The sequence below is a fragment of the Streptomyces coelicoflavus genome (assembly GCF_045041415.1).
GTDB lineage: Bacteria > Actinomycetota > Actinomycetes > Streptomycetales > Streptomycetaceae > Streptomyces > Streptomyces coelicoflavus.
Window position 1 is genome coordinate 5,441,025 of record NZ_CP108218.1, and the last position, 16,898, is coordinate 5,457,922.

Genomic DNA, 16,898 nt, shown 5'->3' on the forward strand with positions numbered 1-16,898 from the left:
GTTCGCCCTCCCGGCGGCCCGTGGCGCGTCAGCGGGTGCCCGCCCGGTCCGCGTCGCGACGGCCGGTGGGGCCCGGGCGGTCCCGGTGGTCCTCGTCCGGGCGGTCGGCGACGCCGGTGCGGTCCGCGGCCGGTGCGGAGGCCTGGCGCACGACGCGGGCCCGGGCCTGCGCCCCGGCCTGCGGGCGGGCCTCGCTCCGGTGCACGCGGTCCCGCAGCCGGGCGCTCGCATGACGGCCCCACAGCGCCCACAGGGCCCTGCCCGGCGCCCGGTCGTCCCGGGCGTACCAGGCCAGCTCCCGGCCCCCGCGCCCCTCACGGGCCGGACGCAGCGCGCTCAGCGGCGCGTAGTTCTCCACCACGAACACCCGCCCCGGCCGCGCCGCCCCCTCCGGCAGCGGACGGTGGGTCAGGTCCAGGTGCAGGGCCCGTACGACGTCCAGCCCCGCGGTGTCGGCGAAGAGCCGGAACTGGGCGCCGGGACGCGGGTTGAAGTCGAGCAGGTGATAGCGGCCGGTCGTACCGCAGCGGCGGAAGTCGAGGTCGAGGACGCCCCGGTAGCCCAGCTCGGCGACGATCCGCTCGGCGAGCGCCCGCACCTCGGGGTTCGGCGTCCAGCGGCCCACCGCCGTCAGACCGGCGACGCGCGGCCTGGCCCGGGTCTTGCGGCCGGGACCGCCCGCCCGGACCGCGCCCGAGCGGTCGGCGTACCCGTGGAAGAACCAGTCCCGGTCGGGGCCCGGCGGCAGGAACGCCTGGAGCAGCAGCCGGCTGCCCGCCTCCTCCGCCCGCCGGTACAGCTCCCCGGCCTCCCGTGCCGAGCGCACCAGCACCGTGCTGCGCAGCCCGCCGCCCGGCGGCACCAGCCAGGGCCGGCTCCACTTCGCCACCACCGGCAGCCCCAGCCGCCACGCCGCGCGCGCCGCCTCCGCCGCGCCGTCGGGGACGACGGTCTCGGGGTGCGGGAGGTCCAGGGCCGCGCACACACCGGCCAGCTCCGCCTTGTCGGCCACGCGCTCCGCGAGCCCGCCCGGCTGGTCCGGCAGCAGGAACGCGGGCGCCAGTTCCGCCCGCGCCCGGCCCACCGCCACGGCACACGCGTCGTCCATCGGGATCAGTACGGCGGGGCGGGCGATCCGCGCGGCGACGCGGCGCAGGACCACCGCGATCTCGGCGGGCGACGCGCCGGGCGGCGGCGGGGTGTGCAGCCCGCTCAGGTAGCGGGAGGCGCGGACCGGGCTCCCGGCGCAGTCGGCGACCACGTGCACGTCCACGCCCGCGCGGCCGAGGGAACGCACGGCACCCAGTGTTCCGTGGTGAAAGGGATTCCGGTCGGTCCGCAGCACTACGGCGGGGACACGGGTGTCGAGCAGCGACACGGGAGACATCCTTCGGATTCGGGCTGGTTCGAGGGAGTACCGGGGCGATTCACCGGTGCGGGCGATCACCGCACTCGAACGCCGTAACGGCGGTGGCGTGATGGCATTTCATATGACTGAGTGTCAGTAACGGGGACCGGACCAACGATCTAAGGAGGCCGGCATGGCCGTACGGCAGTCACGGGCCCGCTCCGGGCGTCGGCCGGCGCACGCCGCCGCGGTGGCGGTGATCGCGGCGGCGGCCTTCCTGGCCGCGGGCCCCGGTGCGGCCGCCGGCGAACCGGCCGCACCCGCAACCGAACCGGCCGCGCCTGCACCCGAACCCGGCCCGGAGGCCGCACCCGAGCCCGGCCCCGAAGCCGCCCCCGCCTTCGGCGCGTACCTGGACTACGGCCCGCGCGGCGTGGCCCGGATGGCCGCGCTGAGCCACTGGCTGGGCGGCGCCGAACTGCGCGTCGGCCACACCTACCTGCCCGGCGACCGCTGGAGCAACATCGAGGGCGCCCCCGGCTTCCTCGACGTGTGGGCCGACTGGCGCACCCGCAAGGCCGACCGGATGCTCGTCCTCAACGTGCCCATGATGGAGCGCAACGAGGAGCACGTCGACGACGACGAGGTGCGCGAACTGCTGCGCCAGGGCGCCGCCGGACGCTTCGACCACCACTTCCGCGCCCTCGCCGAACGCCTCGTCGCGCTCAAGGTGCCGGACACGGTCCTGGTGCTCGGCTGGGAGATGAACGGCACCACGTACACCCACCGCTGCGGACCCGACCCCGAGGCCTGGAAGACGTACTGGAAGCGCATCGTCACCACCATGCGCGCGGTGCCCGGCCAGAAGTTCCGGTTCGACTTCGCGCCCAGCCGCGGCCGGGACGCCGTGCCCTGGACGCAGTGCTACCCCGGGGACGACACGGTCGACATCATCGGCATGGACTCCTACGACCAGCCGCGCGGCATGACGTTCGACGAACAGGTGAAGGAGCCCTACGGACTCCAGGCGCACGTGGACTTCGCGAAGGCGCACGGCAAGCCCGTCTCCTACCCGGAGTGGGGGCTGTTCCGCAACGGCGACAACGCCGCGTACATGCGGGGCATGCTCGCCTGGATGGACGAGCACAAGCCCGTCTACAACACGGTCACCGACTACTGCCCGCACGGCGTCTGGCAGTGCGACGACAACCCCCGCTCCACCGCCGTCTACCGGTCGGTGCTCTTCGGCCGCACCGACGAGACGGAACCGACGGTCCCGGAGCCCGGTACGTCCACCCCGCCCGCGCCCCCCGCACCACCGGTGCCCCCGGTGCCGTCCACCGCGCCCGAGCATTCGGCCGACTGCTCGCCGCTGGAACTGGGCGACTGGGTGGAGCACTGGCTCGGCGGGAAGCTGTGTCTGCGCCTGGACTGGTACTCGCGCGAGAAGCACGAGAAGTAGGGGCGCGCGGAGGATGCCACGGCGGTGGCGGACCCGGTCAGGTGCCGCCACCGTCGTGCTCCCTCCGCTCCTCCCGCCGCCGCAGCAGCTCCTTGCCCCGCCGTCGCGCCGCCGCGTCGCACAGCGCCGCCGCGAGCAGCGGGGCCGTGCGGCGGCGGGCCAGCAGCAGCCGCTGGTTCGGCACCGGCTCCGGACACCAGCGGTGCTTGTACGGCTCGTCGCCCCGCAGCAGGCTCAGCGTGCCGCGGCCCGGCGCCCGTGCGTACGAGGCGCACGCGTCCAGCAGCATCACCGCCACGTCCGCCTTCCGTTCCCGCAGCCGGGGATGCGCGCCGTAGAGGTAGCCGCCGGCCAGCCGGGGCGACAGCAGCGTCACGTCCACGGCCACCACCTCGTCGGCCATCCGGAACTCGGTGACCACCGCGTCCCCGGACCGCACCATCGGGCCCACCGCCCGCACCAGGTGCTCGCGGAAGCGGGGGAGCAGGTGCTCGCCGGTCACCTTCCGCCCCCGCCACTGCAACCGGTGCAGTTCGAGGAGGCGCCGCACCGCCGCGTCCGCCTCGTCGGGCAGGACGGGCCGGCTCTTGACGCCGAGCGCGTCCAGTCGGCGCAGCTGGGCGCGGACCCGCTGCCTGGCCTTGGCCGAGGGCAGCCGGGCGACCAGCTCGTCCAGCGGGAGGGCGGGCAGTTCCAGGCAGAGCGAGTCGTCCAGCCGGCGCCGGGGCCCGCGCCAGCGTGCGTAGACCTGTTCGGCGGCGGCGCCCGGCCGCACCTCGCGCAGGTCGACCAGCGCGGTGCGGGCCGCCGCCGCCAGGCCCGTGGTGAGCGCGGCCACGGCGGCCGGGCCGCGCCCGTCGTCCAGCAGGACGTCCCCGTAGTCCGAGATCGCCCCGCCCAGCGGCACCAGCGCCGGCACCGGACGCCGTACGAGCATCAGCGGAGCGGCGGCGACCAGTTCGCGGCCGTCGCGGGCCAGCACCAGCCGCAGCCGGCCGGGCGAGCCGTACGAACGCCACCAGGAGCGGAGCCAGGCGTGGCTCTGGAACGGCGTGGCGGTCGCACATCTGCCGTACAGCCGCCGCCACTCGGCGGCCAGGCCCGCGAAGACGCGCTCGTCGGTGACCAGTTCGATCGTGTGGCCGGGCGGGAGCGGACCCGGGTGCGGGGGCCCCGGCCGGGTCACAGCTGTCCGCGGCCGTCGGCGGCCGACGCCGGTCCGGGTACGGCGGCCGGCGTGCGCCCGGGCCCCCGGCCGGAGCGGCGCGGCCGGACCAGCAGGGCGAGGCCGCCGAGGAGACCGCCCGCGCTCGCGCCCACCAGGCCCGTCACGGCGGCGGACGGCGAGGACGACTCGGTGGGCTCGGTGGCCCGGGCGAACTGCCGCAGCTCCACGTGGGTGTCGTCGGCGGCGGCGTCCGCGTGCTTGGTCAGGGCGCGGGCGACCGCGTTGGCCATGTCGGCGGCCTCCTCCGGGTCGGCGGAGGTGGCCGTCACCGAGACCATCGGCGCGTCCGGCGAGGTGGCGGTGCGCACACTCCGCTCCAGGTCCGCCACCGGCACGTGGGCCCACATCTGCGCGTCCCCGAGCACCGCGAGCTGGGTGGCGACCCGGCCGTAGGCCTGCGCGAAGCCCAGCGCGGACGCGGGGTCGGACTGGTCGGAGGGCACGGCGACGACGTAACTCGTCGCCGTGTACTGCGGGGTGACGACCAGGCCGTACCCGGCGCCGAGCAGGCCGCCGGCGAGGACGCCGGCCGCCAGTGCCGACCAGGGCGGCAGGGAACGCAGGCGGCCCGGGACACGGCGCAGGGCGGTCCTGGCGCGCTCCCTGCGTGCGGGCGCGGGTGCGGGTGCGGGGGCCTCGGGGTCCGTCGCGGGCTGGGCCGGGGACTGGGTGAGGGGCTCGGTCATACGGAACTGACTCCCTGGGACGCCGGGGAAGGGGACGGGGGCAGCGGTTGCGCGAGAGTGGTCGCGTAGACGTCCATCAACCGGGCGGCGCTGCGGGTGACGCAGTAGTGGCGGGCCGCCTCGGGCGCGCCGCGCGTGCCGGGGACCGGGCCGCCGGAGGCGCGGGTCCCGGCGAGGGCGCGCGCGAACTCCCCGGCGCCGCCGCCGTCGACGCGCCGTGCCGTGGGCGCGGCCCCGGGCGGCAGGTCCTCGATCGCCGGGCACGAGGCGTACAGCACCGGCAGCCCGGACGCGAGCCCCTCCACGGCGGCCAGGCCGAAGGCCTCCTCCGGCGACGGCGACGCGAGGACGTCCATCGCGGCGGCGAGCGCGGGCAGGTCGGGGCCGGGGGAGCCGTCGGGCAGGTAGGGGCGTTCGCCGGTGAGCAGGACACGGTCGGCGACCCCGGCCTCGCGGGCGGTGCGGCGCAGCAGGTGCTCCTCGGGGCCGCCGCCGACCAGGAGCAGCCAGCAGTCCGGCGGCAGCAGGGCCAGGGCACGGACCAGGACGTCGAAGCGCTTGGCCCTCGTCAGCCGTCCGACACCGCCGACGACGTACGCGCCCTCGGGCAGGCCCAGGCGGCGCCGGGTGCGCAGCCGCTGCACCGGGTCGAAACGGAAGCGGGCCAGGTCGATGCCGTTGGGGACGACCTCGATGCGGGGCGCGGGCACGCCCCAGCGGCGCAGCCGGTCGGCGACGGTGGGGGAGACGGCGACCGTGGCGCTGCCGAGGCGCTCACCGGTCAGGTACAGGGCGCGGACACCGGGGGTGAGCGGGCGGCCCTCCATCTGGGAGTCGCCCAGGGAGTGCTCGGTGGCGACGACCGCGCGCACCCCGGCCAGGCGGGCGGCGACACGGCCGTAGAGGCAGGCGCGGTAGAGGTGGGTGTGGACGAGGTCGTAGCCGCCGGTGCGGATGAGGCGGGCCAGCCGGGGCAGCGCGGCCAGGTCGCGGTTGCCGGTCATGCCGAGGTGGACGACCTTGACGCCGTCGGCCAGCAGCCCCTCGGCGACCGGCCCGGGATTGGTGAGCGTCACGACGTCGCAGTCCACGGGGAGGTGCCGCAGCAGCAGCCGCAGTTGCTGCTCGGCGCCGCCGACGCCGAGTCCGGTGATGATGTGCAGGGCCTTCACGTCCGCCACCTCACACCCCCGCCGCGGCCCGGCGGCGCAGGCGGTGCAGCCGGGTCTTCAACAGCAGCCGTACGGGGGTGTCCCGCTGGCCCACGTGCACGCGGGGCAGCGCGTACGGGCCGGTCAGCGGGCCGGGGTCGATGGCGCAGGCGTAGCCGTACCCGGCGGCGCGCACCGCGTCGGCGGCGCGGGCGTCGACGGTGCCGTACGGGTAGCAGAAGCCGGTGACCTCGGTGCCGGTCACCTCGGCGAGCCGGGCCCTGCTCCCGGCGGTCTCGGCGGTCAGCGTGGCGTCGTCCGCCGCGGTGAGGTCGACGTGGGTGAGACCGTGCGAGCCGATCTCGACGCCCTCGGCGGCGGCGCGGCGGATGCCGTCGGCGGTCAGCAGCGGCTTGCGCGGGCCCAGCGGGTCCCAGGCGTTGTCGCCGCCGAGCCGTCCCGGCAGCACGAACAGGGTCGCGCCGCAGCCCCAGCGGCGCAGGCACGGCAGCGCGTGCTCGACGAAGTCGGCGTACCCGTCGTCGAAGGTCAGCCCCACCAGGTCCCGGCCGCCGCCCCGGGCGCGGGCGGCCAGCAGCTCGGCGACCGGCACGCCGCGCAGCCCGCGCCGCCGCAGCCAGCCCAGCTGCGCGTCCAGCCGGCCGGGCGTGACGGTGATGCGGTACGGGTCGTCCGAGCAGTCGTCGACGGAGTGGTACATCGCGACCCAGGGGGCGGGCGCGGGGCCGGTGCCGGTACCCGGGCGGGGGTCAGCGGTCGGCGCGGAAGGGGAACCGGAAGCGGGAACGGCCATGCGGGTGCCTTTGTGTGACGGAGCGGGGGGAAGGGGAACAGAGGGAGCGGATCGTCCGCAGGACGGTGCCGGGGCCCCGGACACCCAGGGCCAGGCAGAGGACGGCGAAGACGCCTCCGACGGTCGCGGCGCCGACGGCCAGCGAGACGGCGGCACCGGCACCGGTGACCCCGTCGGCGGCCAGCGCGCCCGCACCGGTCGCCACGGCCGCCGCCGGCACCACCCGGCCCAGGTCGCCCAGGACCCGCCGGACCCGCACCGGCACGCTGCGCGGGCCCATCCCGGCGAGCAGCAGGGCGGCGGTGACGGTGATGCCGGCGGCGTTGGCGGCGGCGATGCCGCTCACCCCCCACGGGCCGACCGTCGAGGCGCCGGCGACGGCGGTGGCGACGACACCGACGGCCATCGCCCCGAGCGGGTACCAGGAGGCGCGGCCCGCCGAGAAGTAGGAGCGGGCCAGCGCGCCCACCACGGTCTGGCCGAGCAGCCCGAGCGCGTACACGCGCATGACCCCGGCGGTCGCCGCCGTGTCGGCCGCCGTGAACGCGCCGCGCTGGAAGAGCAGCTGGACGATCTGCGGTGCGCAGGCAACGACGGTGGCCGCGCCGAGCAGCACCAGGCAGGCCGCCAGCGCCACGTCCCGCTCGACCCGGTCCCGGGCCCGTTCGGTGTCGCCGTCGGCCAGCGCGCGGGCCACCACCGGGAAGGTGACCGTGCACAGCATCAGCGACAGCGTCATCGGGATCTGCGCCACCTTCTGGGCGTAGTTCAGGTGCGAGATGGCCCCGGAGGGGAGCCCGGAGGCCAGGAAGCGCTCGATGAGGACCTGCGACTGCCGGCACAGCGCGAAGAGCAGCACGGTGGCGAACAGGGCGAGGGCGAGCGGCCGGGCGGCCTCGTCCGCCACCACCGGGGGCCGCTCGCCTTCGTGACGCTTCAACCGCCGCAGCAGCGAGGGCAGTTGCGCCGCCACCATCAGGACCCCGCCCACCGCGACCCCGGCCGCCGCCGCGCGCACCCCCCAGCGGCCGCCCAGTACGAACATCACCGCGATGATGCCGGTGTTGTAGGCGACGTAGATCGCCGCCGGAGCCAGGAAGCGCCGGTGCGCCCGCAGCGCGGCGCTGCAATATCCGGCGAGCCCGAAGCTGACGACGCAGGTGGCGGTGAGCCGGGTGCAGTCCACGGCGAGGGCGTGGTTGGGCAGCCCCGGAGCCAGGGCCCGCACCAGCACCGGCGCGGCGACGGCGACCAGCGCACCGGCCGCGCCGAACGCGAGGGCCAGCCGGGGCAGGGTCGAGGCGACCAGCGCGCGCACCGGGTCCCCGGCCGTGCCCCGCGCACGGCGGGCCAGGGCCAGGCTGAACATCGGCACCAGCGCGAAGGCCAGCCCGTCCTCGATGAGCAGCGTCGCCGCGAACTCCGGCACCGTCCACGCCACCAGGAACGCGTCCGTCTCACCGCCGGCCCCGAACAACCGCGCCAGCGCCTGGTCCCGCACCAGCCCGAGCACCGACCCGGCCACCGAGAGCACGGCGGTGACCAACGCGGCCCGCGCCAGGAAGCGCCCCGAGGACCGGGCCTCGGCGGGCGGTGCGGTCTCCGGGTACGGCGGCTCCGCCCGGGGGAGTGTGTGCCGCGCGGCGGCCGCGGTCGGTGGGGCGACAGCCTTGCCCGCGGCGCCGGCACCGCCTCCGTCCGCGCCGTGACGCGCGCCCGTTCCGTCCGCCGTGTGCGGCGAGGTCGTCGTCACCGCTCCGGTACCTCGGGCCCGGCGGAGGCCAGGGCCCACCAGGCCGCCAGGCCGAAGCAGACCGCCGTCAGGACGGTCGACGGCCCGCCGATGTCGGCGTACGCGAAGTCGGTCAGCTGCCACACCAGCAGCCCGCAGGCGACGAACGCGCAGTCCGGCACCGTCCCCCGCTCCCGCCGTACGGCCCGCAGCCTGCGCAGGCCCAGCACGAGCAGCGCCAGCCAGCTCCCGGTGAGCGCCAGCAGCCCGATCAGCCCCTGCTCGGCCAGCACCAGCAGATACATGTTGTGCGGGGACAGCAACGGCTGCCTGCGGTACCCGGCCCCCGCGCCGTCGGTCTCGCTGCCCGACGACAGCGCCAACGAGGCGTGCGCGTCCCGGTGTTCGGGAAAGCCCTTCAGCCCGACGCCGGTCAGCGGCCGCTCCCGCCACATGCCGGCCGCCGCCGCCCACATCGTGTAGCGGTCGGTCACCGACTGGTCGGGGGCGTCGGTGACCCGCGTGATGCTGCCGACCCGCTCCTGAAGCATCGCCGTACCCACCCCGAAGCCCCCCATCAGCACCACCGCCGCCGCGACCGCGGCCGCCCCCACCGCCAGCGCCCTGCGCACCCCGGCGAGGAGCAGCTGCACCGCGCACGTCACCGCCGTCGCGATCCACGCCCCGCGGCTGAACGACAGGGCCAGCGGCAGCAGCAGGGCGAGCGCGCACCCGGCGGCGAGCAGCCGGTGCCGCACCGGCGTCCGGCCCAGCGCCAGCCCGGCCGCGCAGACCAGCCCCAGCGACACCACGGTCGCCATCCCCATCACGTCCTGCGACCCGAAGGTGCCCACCGCCCGGATCGGCTCCCCCTGGTAGGAGGCACCGGTCCCGGTGACGTACTGGTGCACGCCGACCGCCCCCTGCCACAGCGCCAGCCCCACCATCGACCAGGTGAGCAGCCGCACGTCGGTCCGGTCGCGGACGAGCAGCAGTACGGCGGCGGGGACGAGGACGAAGACCTGGAGGTAGCGGCCGAGTCCGGTGAGCCCGGCCTCCGGCGAGAGGGCCCCGGCCGCCGCGACGGCCAGGCCGAGCACGGGCAGGCCGAGGACCACGGCCGCCGTACGGGACAGGGGGCGCCGCCGGTCCCGCACCAGCCGCAGCGCGCAGTACAGCACCGCCAGCGCCGAGACCGCGTCGGCCGGGTGCGCGCCGCCCCCGTCGTCCGGGCCGAGGGGCAGCGCGAGCAGCGCCACGACGGCGGCCACGGCCAGCACGGGCGGCAGCCGCCGTACGCGCGCCGCCGGCCGCAGGGGCAGGGCGTGGGCCACCCGGGTCAGCTCCCCGTGGGCCGCACGAGCGCGGCGGCCGTGCGCAGCAGGATGCACACGTCGCGCCACAGCGACCAGTCGTCGATGTACGCGTTGTCGAAACGGGCCCGGTCCTCGATGGAGGTGTCGCCGCGCAGCCCGTTGATCTGGGCGAGGCCCGTGATCCCGGCCGGCATCCGGTGGCGGGCGGCGTAACCCGGGTAGGCCTGGCTGAACCGGGCCACGAAGTACGGGCGTTCGGGACGCGGGCCGACCAGGCTCATGTCGCCCCGGAAGACGTTCCACAGCTGGAGCAGCTCGTCCAGCGAGGTGCGGCGCAGGAAGCGGCAGAACCACGGCATCCGGTGCTCGTCCGCCACGCTCCACCGGGTCGCCGCCTCGTGCTCGTCGGCCGGGCGGTGCGTGCGGAACTTCAGCAGCGTGAACGGCCTGCCGCCCTGCCCGACGCGCTCCTGCCGGAACAGCACCCCGGGACCGCCCACCACCCTCAGCACCGCCGCGCAGGCCAGCAGCAGGGGGCTCAGCAGCAGCAACAGCACGCCGGACACCAGCACGTCCAGCACCCGCTTGCCCGCGCCGCCCGGCCGTCGGGGCGCCGGTTCCAGACGCCGGCAGCGGAAGGCGGCGATCCGGCCCCCGGCCGCGTACCGGGGGGCCGGGTCGGCGGTCTCGGCGTCGAGCTCCCACACGGTGCAGCCCGACTCGGCCAGCGCCCGCAGCAACGCCGCCTGCCGGGGCCGCGGGGACGGGTCCACGGCCAGGACGTCCCGGACGCCGTTCTGCACGACCGCCCGCCGCACCTCCTCGCCCGTGGACAGCACGGGCAGACCCGCGGTGCCGCCCGGGCCGTCGGTGACGATCCCGACGGGGCGCATCCCGCAGCGCGGGTGGCGCAGCAGCGCCGAGGCCACGCGCTGCGCGGTCGCGGCGGGCCCGACGACGAGGGCGGCGCGGGGGCGGTTCAGCAGCGACGTACGGTGCCGGTGGTGCACGGCGGCCCGGCCGGCGCAGCTCGTCACGGCGTGCAGCAGGAAACCCGCGGCCAGGGTGTGCGCGGGGAGCGCGTGCGCCGGGGCGTACGCCGCGACGAGCGCCGCCAGCACCAGCCACACCACCGCGATCCGGCCGCACAGGGCGGGCAGCTCGTCCAGCGCGCCGGACGGCCGCCGTTCCGGGCGTGGGCGGGGGCGCAGCAGCAGCGAGGCGGCCACCAGCAGCGCCGCGAGCAGCGGCCGGTGCGGGACACCGGTGAGGACCAGCGAGCCCGGCAGGGCCGCCGTGCCGTCCGCGACGAGCAACGGCAACGGCGAGCCCGGCCGCGGTGCGGAAGGCCCGGCGGGCAGCCGGTGGCTCCCGGTGCCGTCGCGCCGCGGCAGCACCGCGACGGGGGAGGAGCCGAGGTCGCGCGACTGGCCGGCGGGGGAGGGAACGGTGCTTTCCGCGGTCACGGGTGGGTGGACTCCCTGCACTCGATGGGGAGGGGGCGCGCAGCGGCGGGCGGGCCGGCGCTCCTGCCGGTGCCGTCGACGGCGACGCCGGGGTGCGCCGGGGCCGCGGACCGCACGCCGACGGTGGGGCGTGCGCCGACGGTGGGGCGTGCGCCGGCGGCGGGTGCCACGTCGGTCGGGAGGCCGTCGTAGAGGAGGCCGTCGTACAGGGCCGCTACCGCCGCGGCCGTGCGCCGTACGTCGTGCGCGGACCGGACGTGCGCGCGCCCCCGGCGGCCGAGCGACGCGCGCAGCGGCGCGTCGAGCAGCAGCGCGGCGACGGCGTCGGCGAGGGCCGCCGGATCCGCGGGCGGTACCAGGCAGTGCGGTACGAGAGCGGGCGGCAGGCCCTCGCGGGCACCGTCCACGTCGGTCACCACCACGGGCCGGCCGCACGCCATCGCCTCCAGCGGGGCCAGCGCCATGCCCTCCCAGCGCGACGGCAGGACGACCAGGTCGGCGGCCCGGTACCAGGCGGTGGCGTCGGCGACGGCTCCCGCGAAGACCACGGAGGCCGGGGCCCGCGCGGCCAGCCGGGCGCGGTCAGGGCCGTCGCCGACGAGCACCAGCCGGGCGCCGGGCACCCGGACCCGCACCGTTTCCCACGCGGCCAGGAGGAGGTCCTGCCCCTTCTGTCGGCACAGGCGCCCCACGCAGACCGCCAACGGCTCGTCCGGACCGATGCCGTGCCGCAGCCGTACGCCGCTGGGGTCACCGGGGTCGCCCGGCTCGGCCGGGTCCTCGGGGGCTTCCCCGGACGCGTCGGTGTCGAAGCGGGTGAGGTCGATGCCGTTCGGGACCACGGACCAGGGCCCGCGCAGCCCCGCCCGCACACCCCGCAGCCGTTCCGCCTCGCTCACGCACACCGTCCGCGCCGCCCACCGTGCCGCCCACCGCTCCCAGCCGAGCGCGAGGAGCCCGGCGGCACCGCCGACCGCCTCGAACGACCAGGCGTGCGGCTGGAACACGGTCGGGATGCGGCCCCGTACGGCGAGCCGCCCCGCGAGGCCGGCCTTCGCGCTGTGCGCGTGCACCAGGTCGGGCCGTACGTCCTCGAGCACGTGGACGAGCCGCCGCACCTCCGGCACCAGCGCCGGGCCCGGCGAACGCGTCGCGGGCCAGTTCCGCACATCGGCGCCCAGGGAACGCAGCCGGTCGGCGAGGCTCCCGTCGGGACAGGCGACGGCGACGCGCAGCCCGGCGGCGAGCTGAGCGCGCGTCAGGTCCGTCACCACCCGGGCGACCCCGCCGTCCACCGGTTGGGTGAGGTGCAGAACCCGTGGCCGTAAGCCGGTCGGTGGCAGGTGCATGCGCGTTTCCTCGCTCACGGGGAATGCTCGGTACGGGCGGGTACGCGCCCGGCCGCGGGCGCCGGCCGCGACGCGGCATACGGGTGCGTCGAAACGGTCGAAACGGGTGCGTCGAATGGTGTGGGACTCTAGCTGCTATCCGTACTAATACGGCGAAACCGGGTAAGTGTGTTGGATTTGTGAATGCCGGCCTTTCGCGAGATCACCCCTTTGGCGGCACAACTCGGACGCGCGCCACGCGTTGACACTGCGCCGGGCAGCCGCCCGGATGTGTGTACAACCCCAAGGAGCACTTCTCCATGTCGCGTATCGCGAAGGGCCTGGCCCTGACCTCCGTCGCCGCCGCCGCGGTGGCGGGCACCGCCGGTGTCGCCGCCGCCGACAGCGGCGCGCAGGCCGCCGCCGCCCACTCCCCGGGCGTCCTGTCCGGCAACGTGGTGCAGGTCCCGGTCCACATCCCGGTCAACGTCTGCGGTAACACCATCGACGTCATCGGTCTGCTGAACCCGGCGTTCGGCAACGAGTGCGAGAACGACTGACGTCGGCTGGCAACTCCCCGCACCGGCCGTCCGCACCGCGGTTCCTCCGCGAGCGGGCGGCCGGTTCGCGTTGCCGCGCGGACGGCGGTGTGCTGCCCCGAATGGGGGGACCGGGCCGGGACACGGCGCACGGACCTTGACAGGGCGTCTCAGCAGGTAAGACGCCGCACGCGGGGAGAGCGGGCGGACCGGCCGGGTCACCGCTCGGTTGCAGAGCGCCAAGGGCACTTCCACGGTGGGCACAACATCCGACGCACCACCGAAAGGAACCCCCATGCGTCTGCCCGCACGGCGAATCGCCACCTCCACCCTCTGTGCCGGCCTGCTGATCGGCCTCTCCGGTCCGGCGGTGATGGCGGCCGACGGCGACCCGGTCCGGGAGCGCACCCACGCGGCGTCCCACGCCCCCCTCCCCGACGCCGACGAACTGCAGAGCCAGGTCGCCGGCCTGGCCGACCTGGGCGGGGTGCTCACGCCGGTCACCGACATGCTCACCGCCGTCCTCAAGGCCGACAACGGCCAACTCTCCGCCACGGACGCGGACAAGCTCTCCGCCGCCGTCGAGGACGCCCTCGCCAAGGCGGACGCCGCGGACACGGACGCCGACGACACGGCGACCACCCCCGGCACGACCACCCCGGCCGAGCCGCCGGCCGTGACCGCGCCGGAGGCCGGGACCGACACCCCGGTCACACTGCCGGCGCCCGTCACGGCGCAGAGCGACGACGGCACCGCGGCCGCCTCCGACCTGTCCGCGGCCGCGGAGGCCGCGCTGCAGAAGCAGATCGACGCCCTGGTCAAGGCCACCACCTCCGGTACCGCCGAACAGGTGAGCCCGGCCGTCAAGGACGTGATGACCGGCATCGTCAACGTCGTCGCCGCCACGCTGGTGGGCAACGGGCTGCCCGCCGCGGACCTGGCCGGCCTGCCCGGCGTTCCCACCGCGCCCGAGGCCACGACCCCCGAGGCGACCACGCCGGAAGCCGCCGCGCCCGCGAACCCGCTGCCGGCCGACCCCTCCTGACGCCGCCCCTCCCGGGCCCTCCGGGCCGTCGCACCTCCCTCCCCGGAGGCGCGACGGCCCTTTCCCGTGTCGGATCCCGTGCGTCGGGTCCCGTCTCCGGAGATCTCATATGTCTTCCGGTGTCTTCCGGACGGCGGAGTTTCCGGGTCCGGCGCAGGTCGTTAGGGAGGGCGTCAGCAATCCCACCGGTGACACGGGTCGCCGAGGAAAGGAACACGATGAAGTCCCTCAAGGCCGCCGCCGTCGTCGCCGGTTCCCTGGTCGCCGCAGGCTCCGCCGTGCCCGCGTTCGCCTACGACGCCGCCGACACCGCCGCTCTCACGCCCACCAGCCTCAACGGCGCCGTGAACGCGCTGACCGCGGAGCCCATCGACATCATGCCGATCAAGCACCAGTCGGACGCGCGGTCCGACGCGCTGGACACCGAGAACAAGGACTCCGTGCTGCACGGAGTGAAGGGCGCGACGACCGAACTGAACTCCGCCGGGGGCCTGCTGGGCGGCCTCCCGCTGGGCGGCTGAGCCACCCCGCTCCCCGCCGCGCTCCTCCCTCCTCCCTCCTCCCTCCCCCTCCCTCTCCCGCCTTCCCGAAGCCGTACTCCCGCCTTCTCGAAAGGGACCGTGCCTGTCATGAAGCCGACCACCAGACGAACCCTGGCCGCCGTCGTCACCGGTGTGGCCGCCGCCGTGGGCGCGACCGCCACCCCCGCCGTCGCGGCCCGCGCGATTCCCGTACCGGTGCCGCTGGACGGCGCGGAGACGGCCCTCGGCATGGAACTGCCCGAGGTGGCCGGCGAGCTGCCCGTGCCGACGGCGGGGGCGCCGGAGGGCCCGCGGTACGTGGAGGGCCGGCTGCTGCCGGAACGCACGCTGCCGCAGCTGCCGGTGCGCGGCGGGCTGCCCGGCGTCGACCTGCGCCAGCCGGTCCCGCACGTCCTCGGCGACGACTTCGACCACGCGGGTGTCGACGCGCCCGCCGCCGAACTGCGGACCCTGGCGCCGGGCCTGTCCCTGGACGCGCCGCTCACCGCGCCGAACCCCGACGCCCTGGGCCTGCCGGCGCCCAAGCTCCCCGAGGCCGGCGTGCTCGCCCCCGTGGTCCGGACGGCGCCGGTGGCCGACTTGGGTGTGGGACCGGGGCTGTAGGCGTTCCGGCCCGAAGGGGCCTCGCCCGGTGGAGCGGCCGTGCTCCGACTGGCCCTGCGGCGGTGACCGCGAGGCCCGCCCCGCGGTTAGCGGTGCGGACCAACGCAACCGGACGAGGAGTGGGCCATGGCCGTCAACGCGGGCACCAGAACGAACGGCACGGAGGGGGAGCGGCGGCGCGCGGCGCAAGGGGAGGGCGCGGAGCGAGGCGGACCGGCGAAGCCCGGGCAGGCGGCCCCCGGACCGGTGAACCCCGGGCAGGTGAACCCCGGGCAGGTGAACCCCGGCCCGGCGTCCGGCACCCGGCGGCAGGTGATGCGGGGGCTGCTCGCCCCGGCGCTCGCCGTCGGCCTGGCGCCCCTGGTCGCCGCCTCCCGGCCCGCCCGGGCCACGGAGGCCGGCGCCGGCGCCGGGGACGCGGCGGGACCCGCACACCCCGGGCCGCACGCCGCCGGGTCCGCCCCCCTGACCGCCGACAGCACCGCCTTCGACGAGACCTACCGCGGCCGGCGCATCCGGGGCATCCGCTCCGCCGCGGGACGGGCCGTGGGCGCCGGGACCTGGCACGTCACCGTGGACGGCCGCCCGCTGCACCTGATGCGCCGGGCCGACGGCAGCTGGCTGAGCATGATCGACCACTACCGGTCGTACCCCACCCCGCTCGCCGCGGCCCGCGGCGCCGTCGACGAACTCGGCCCCGGCGAGCACCTGCGCGACACCCCGTCCACCGGCCACGACCAGCACCCCGGGGGGCGGCATGGCGTACACGCGTAAGGACGTCAGCACACTGACCCGGAGCGAGAAGCGACGGTTCGTCAACGCGCTGCTGGAGATCAAACGACGCGGGGAGTACGACGAGTTCGTGCGCACCCACATCGAGTACTACGTGTCCGACGGCGAGGACGGCCTGCGTACGGCGCACATGGCGCCGTCCTTCCTGCCCTGGCACCGCCGGTTCCTGCTGGACCTGGAGGAGGCGCTGCGCCGGGTCGACTCGTCGGTCACCGTGCCGTACTGGGACTGGACGAAGGACCGCGGCGCCAAGTCGACGCCCTGGACCGCCGACCTGCTGGGCGGCACCGGACGGCGGTCCGACCACCGGGTCACCACCGGCCCCTTCGCCCATGCCGAGGGCAACTGGACCATCAGGGAGAACGTCACCGACACCGAATACCTCACCCGGGACCTCGGACGCGCCGGCAACCCCCTCGACCTGCCCTCCAAGAGCGACCTGGAATGGGCGCTGGACGACCCGAAGTACGACACCTCCCCGTACGACTCCACGGTCCGCAAGGGGTTCCGCAACAAGCTGGAGGGGTGGGGCACCGGCCGCGGCAGCGTCTCCTGGCGCAACCACAACCGCGTGCACCGCTGGGTCGGCGGGGCCATGGTCGGCGGCGCCTCCGTCAACGACCCGGTGTTCTGGCTGCACCACGCCTTCATCGACCTCCAGTGGTCCCGCTGGCAGGCCCGCCACCGCGGTGCCCGCTACCTGCCCGCCGAGCCGCCCGGCCGGGGCAGCGCGCAGCGCGGGCGGATCGTCGCACGGCACGAGAAGCTGCCGCCGTGGGACGTGACGCCGGACGAGCTGGAGGACGTCGGCCGGATCTACCGGTACGCCTAGGCGGTGCCCTCACG

The 16,898-nt window shown here is 76.4% G+C and carries 16 protein-coding genes; 7 read left to right on the forward strand and 9 right to left on the reverse strand.

What is annotated here, in order from left to right; all coding sequences use genetic code 11:
* Positions 1 to 28: 28 nt before the first annotated feature.
* A complete protein-coding gene (locus tag OHA99_RS24255) occupies positions 29 to 1,378 on the reverse strand; it encodes an ATP-grasp domain-containing protein (RefSeq protein ID WP_405697782.1) in 1,350 nt (449 codons plus the stop codon).
* Between the two features lie 163 nt (positions 1,379 to 1,541).
* On the opposite strand from OHA99_RS24255, the gene OHA99_RS24260 reads away from it, so the two are divergent.
* Positions 1,542 to 2,810, forward strand: coding sequence for a glycoside hydrolase family 26 protein (locus OHA99_RS24260; protein ID WP_405697784.1), 1,269 nt, complete (start codon positions 1,542 to 1,544; stop codon positions 2,808 to 2,810).
* Positions 2,811 to 2,847: 37 nt separating this feature from the next.
* Here the strand turns inward: OHA99_RS24260 and OHA99_RS24265 are convergent, their stop codons facing one another.
* Genes OHA99_RS24265 through OHA99_RS24300 form a run of 8 tightly spaced genes read right to left on the reverse strand, consistent with a single transcriptional unit; the run spans position 2,848 to position 12,552 of the window.
* Entirely contained in the window at positions 2,848 to 3,996 is a 1,149-nt protein-coding gene (locus tag OHA99_RS24265) for a GNAT family N-acetyltransferase (RefSeq protein ID WP_405697785.1), read from the reverse strand.
* Entirely contained in the window at positions 3,993 to 4,724 is a 732-nt protein-coding gene (locus OHA99_RS24270; protein WP_405697787.1) for a lipopolysaccharide biosynthesis protein, read from the reverse strand. The genes OHA99_RS24265 and OHA99_RS24270 overlap by 4 nt, the downstream gene beginning before the upstream one ends.
* Positions 4,721 to 5,896 (reverse strand): glycosyltransferase, encoded by a 1,176-nt coding sequence (locus OHA99_RS24275; RefSeq protein WP_405697789.1) that lies wholly within the window; start codon positions 5,894 to 5,896, stop codon positions 4,721 to 4,723. Before OHA99_RS24275 ends, OHA99_RS24270 begins: the two co-directional genes overlap by 4 nt.
* Before the next feature lie 10 nt (positions 5,897 to 5,906).
* Positions 5,907 to 6,596 carry a polysaccharide deacetylase family protein gene (locus OHA99_RS24280; RefSeq protein ID WP_405697791.1) on the reverse strand — a complete coding sequence of 230 codons (690 nt, stop codon included), beginning with the start codon at positions 6,594 to 6,596 and terminating at the stop codon, positions 5,907 to 5,909.
* Between the two features lie 49 nt (positions 6,597 to 6,645).
* Positions 6,646 to 8,442 (reverse strand): murein biosynthesis integral membrane protein MurJ, encoded by a 1,797-nt coding sequence (murJ, locus tag OHA99_RS24285; RefSeq protein ID WP_405697793.1) that lies wholly within the window; start codon positions 8,440 to 8,442, stop codon positions 6,646 to 6,648.
* Positions 8,439 to 9,755 (reverse strand): O-antigen ligase family protein, encoded by a 1,317-nt coding sequence (locus tag OHA99_RS24290; protein ID WP_405697795.1) that lies wholly within the window; start codon positions 9,753 to 9,755, stop codon positions 8,439 to 8,441. The genes murJ and OHA99_RS24290 overlap by 4 nt, the downstream gene beginning before the upstream one ends.
* 5 nt (positions 9,756 to 9,760) lie before the next feature.
* Positions 9,761 to 11,203, reverse strand: coding sequence for an exopolysaccharide biosynthesis polyprenyl glycosylphosphotransferase (locus tag OHA99_RS24295; protein ID WP_366471826.1), 1,443 nt, complete (start codon positions 11,201 to 11,203; stop codon positions 9,761 to 9,763).
* Entirely contained in the window at positions 11,200 to 12,552 is a 1,353-nt protein-coding gene (locus OHA99_RS24300) for a glycosyltransferase (protein ID WP_405697797.1), read from the reverse strand. Before OHA99_RS24300 ends, OHA99_RS24295 begins: the two co-directional genes overlap by 4 nt.
* Positions 12,553 to 12,851: 299 nt before the next feature.
* Between OHA99_RS24300 and chpG the strand changes: the two genes are divergently transcribed.
* From chpG to OHA99_RS24330, 6 genes are all read left to right on the forward strand, one after another.
* On the forward strand, positions 12,852 to 13,091 hold the full coding sequence (gene chpG, locus OHA99_RS24305; RefSeq protein ID WP_007449696.1) for a chaplin ChpG: 240 nt from the start codon (positions 12,852 to 12,854) through the stop codon (positions 13,089 to 13,091).
* Between the two features lie 274 nt (positions 13,092 to 13,365).
* Positions 13,366 to 14,115 carry a hypothetical protein gene (locus OHA99_RS24310; protein WP_381548279.1) on the forward strand — a complete coding sequence of 250 codons (750 nt, stop codon included), beginning with the start codon at positions 13,366 to 13,368 and terminating at the stop codon, positions 14,113 to 14,115.
* Between the two features lie 218 nt (positions 14,116 to 14,333).
* Positions 14,334 to 14,636, forward strand: a complete 303-nt coding sequence (locus OHA99_RS24315) for a hypothetical protein (protein ID WP_153179802.1) — start codon at positions 14,334 to 14,336, stop codon at positions 14,634 to 14,636.
* Positions 14,637 to 14,744: 108 nt separating this feature from the next.
* Entirely contained in the window at positions 14,745 to 15,260 is a 516-nt protein-coding gene (locus OHA99_RS24320; RefSeq protein ID WP_164384694.1) for a hypothetical protein, read from the forward strand.
* Positions 15,261 to 15,386: 126 nt separating this feature from the next.
* Positions 15,387 to 16,034: a tyrosinase family oxidase copper chaperone gene (locus tag OHA99_RS24325; RefSeq protein WP_405697800.1), complete on the forward strand. Its 648-nt coding sequence runs from the start codon at positions 15,387 to 15,389 to the stop codon at positions 16,032 to 16,034.
* Positions 16,018 to 16,884, forward strand: coding sequence for a tyrosinase family protein (locus tag OHA99_RS24330; RefSeq protein WP_153179805.1), 867 nt, complete (start codon positions 16,018 to 16,020; stop codon positions 16,882 to 16,884). The genes OHA99_RS24325 and OHA99_RS24330 overlap by 17 nt, the downstream gene beginning before the upstream one ends.
* Positions 16,885 to 16,898 lie beyond the last annotated feature (14 nt).

Bases quoted from the DNA above. Each gene is read 5' to 3' on its own strand.
- OHA99_RS24270 (WP_405697787.1), bottom strand. From the start codon at position 4,724: ATGACCGAGCCCCTCACCCAGTCCCCGGCCCAGCCCGCGACGGACCCC.
- OHA99_RS24300 (WP_405697797.1), bottom strand. From the start codon at position 12,552: ATGCACCTGCCACCGACCGGCTTACGGCCACGGGTTCTGCACCTCACC.
- OHA99_RS24320 (WP_164384694.1), top strand. From the start codon at position 14,745: ATGAAGCCGACCACCAGACGAACCCTGGCCGCCGTCGTCACCGGTGTG.
- OHA99_RS24325 (WP_405697800.1), top strand. From the start codon at position 15,387: ATGGCCGTCAACGCGGGCACCAGAACGAACGGCACGGAGGGGGAGCGG.
- OHA99_RS24315 (WP_153179802.1), top strand. From the start codon at position 14,334: ATGAAGTCCCTCAAGGCCGCCGCCGTCGTCGCCGGTTCCCTGGTCGCC.
- OHA99_RS24280 (WP_405697791.1), bottom strand. From the start codon at position 6,596: ATGTACCACTCCGTCGACGACTGCTCGGACGACCCGTACCGCATCACC.
- OHA99_RS24260 (WP_405697784.1), top strand. From the start codon at position 1,542: ATGGCCGTACGGCAGTCACGGGCCCGCTCCGGGCGTCGGCCGGCGCAC.
- OHA99_RS24330 (WP_153179805.1), top strand. From the start codon at position 16,018: ATGGCGTACACGCGTAAGGACGTCAGCACACTGACCCGGAGCGAGAAG.
- chpG (WP_007449696.1), top strand. From the start codon at position 12,852: ATGTCGCGTATCGCGAAGGGCCTGGCCCTGACCTCCGTCGCCGCCGCC.
- OHA99_RS24310 (WP_381548279.1), top strand. From the start codon at position 13,366: ATGCGTCTGCCCGCACGGCGAATCGCCACCTCCACCCTCTGTGCCGGC.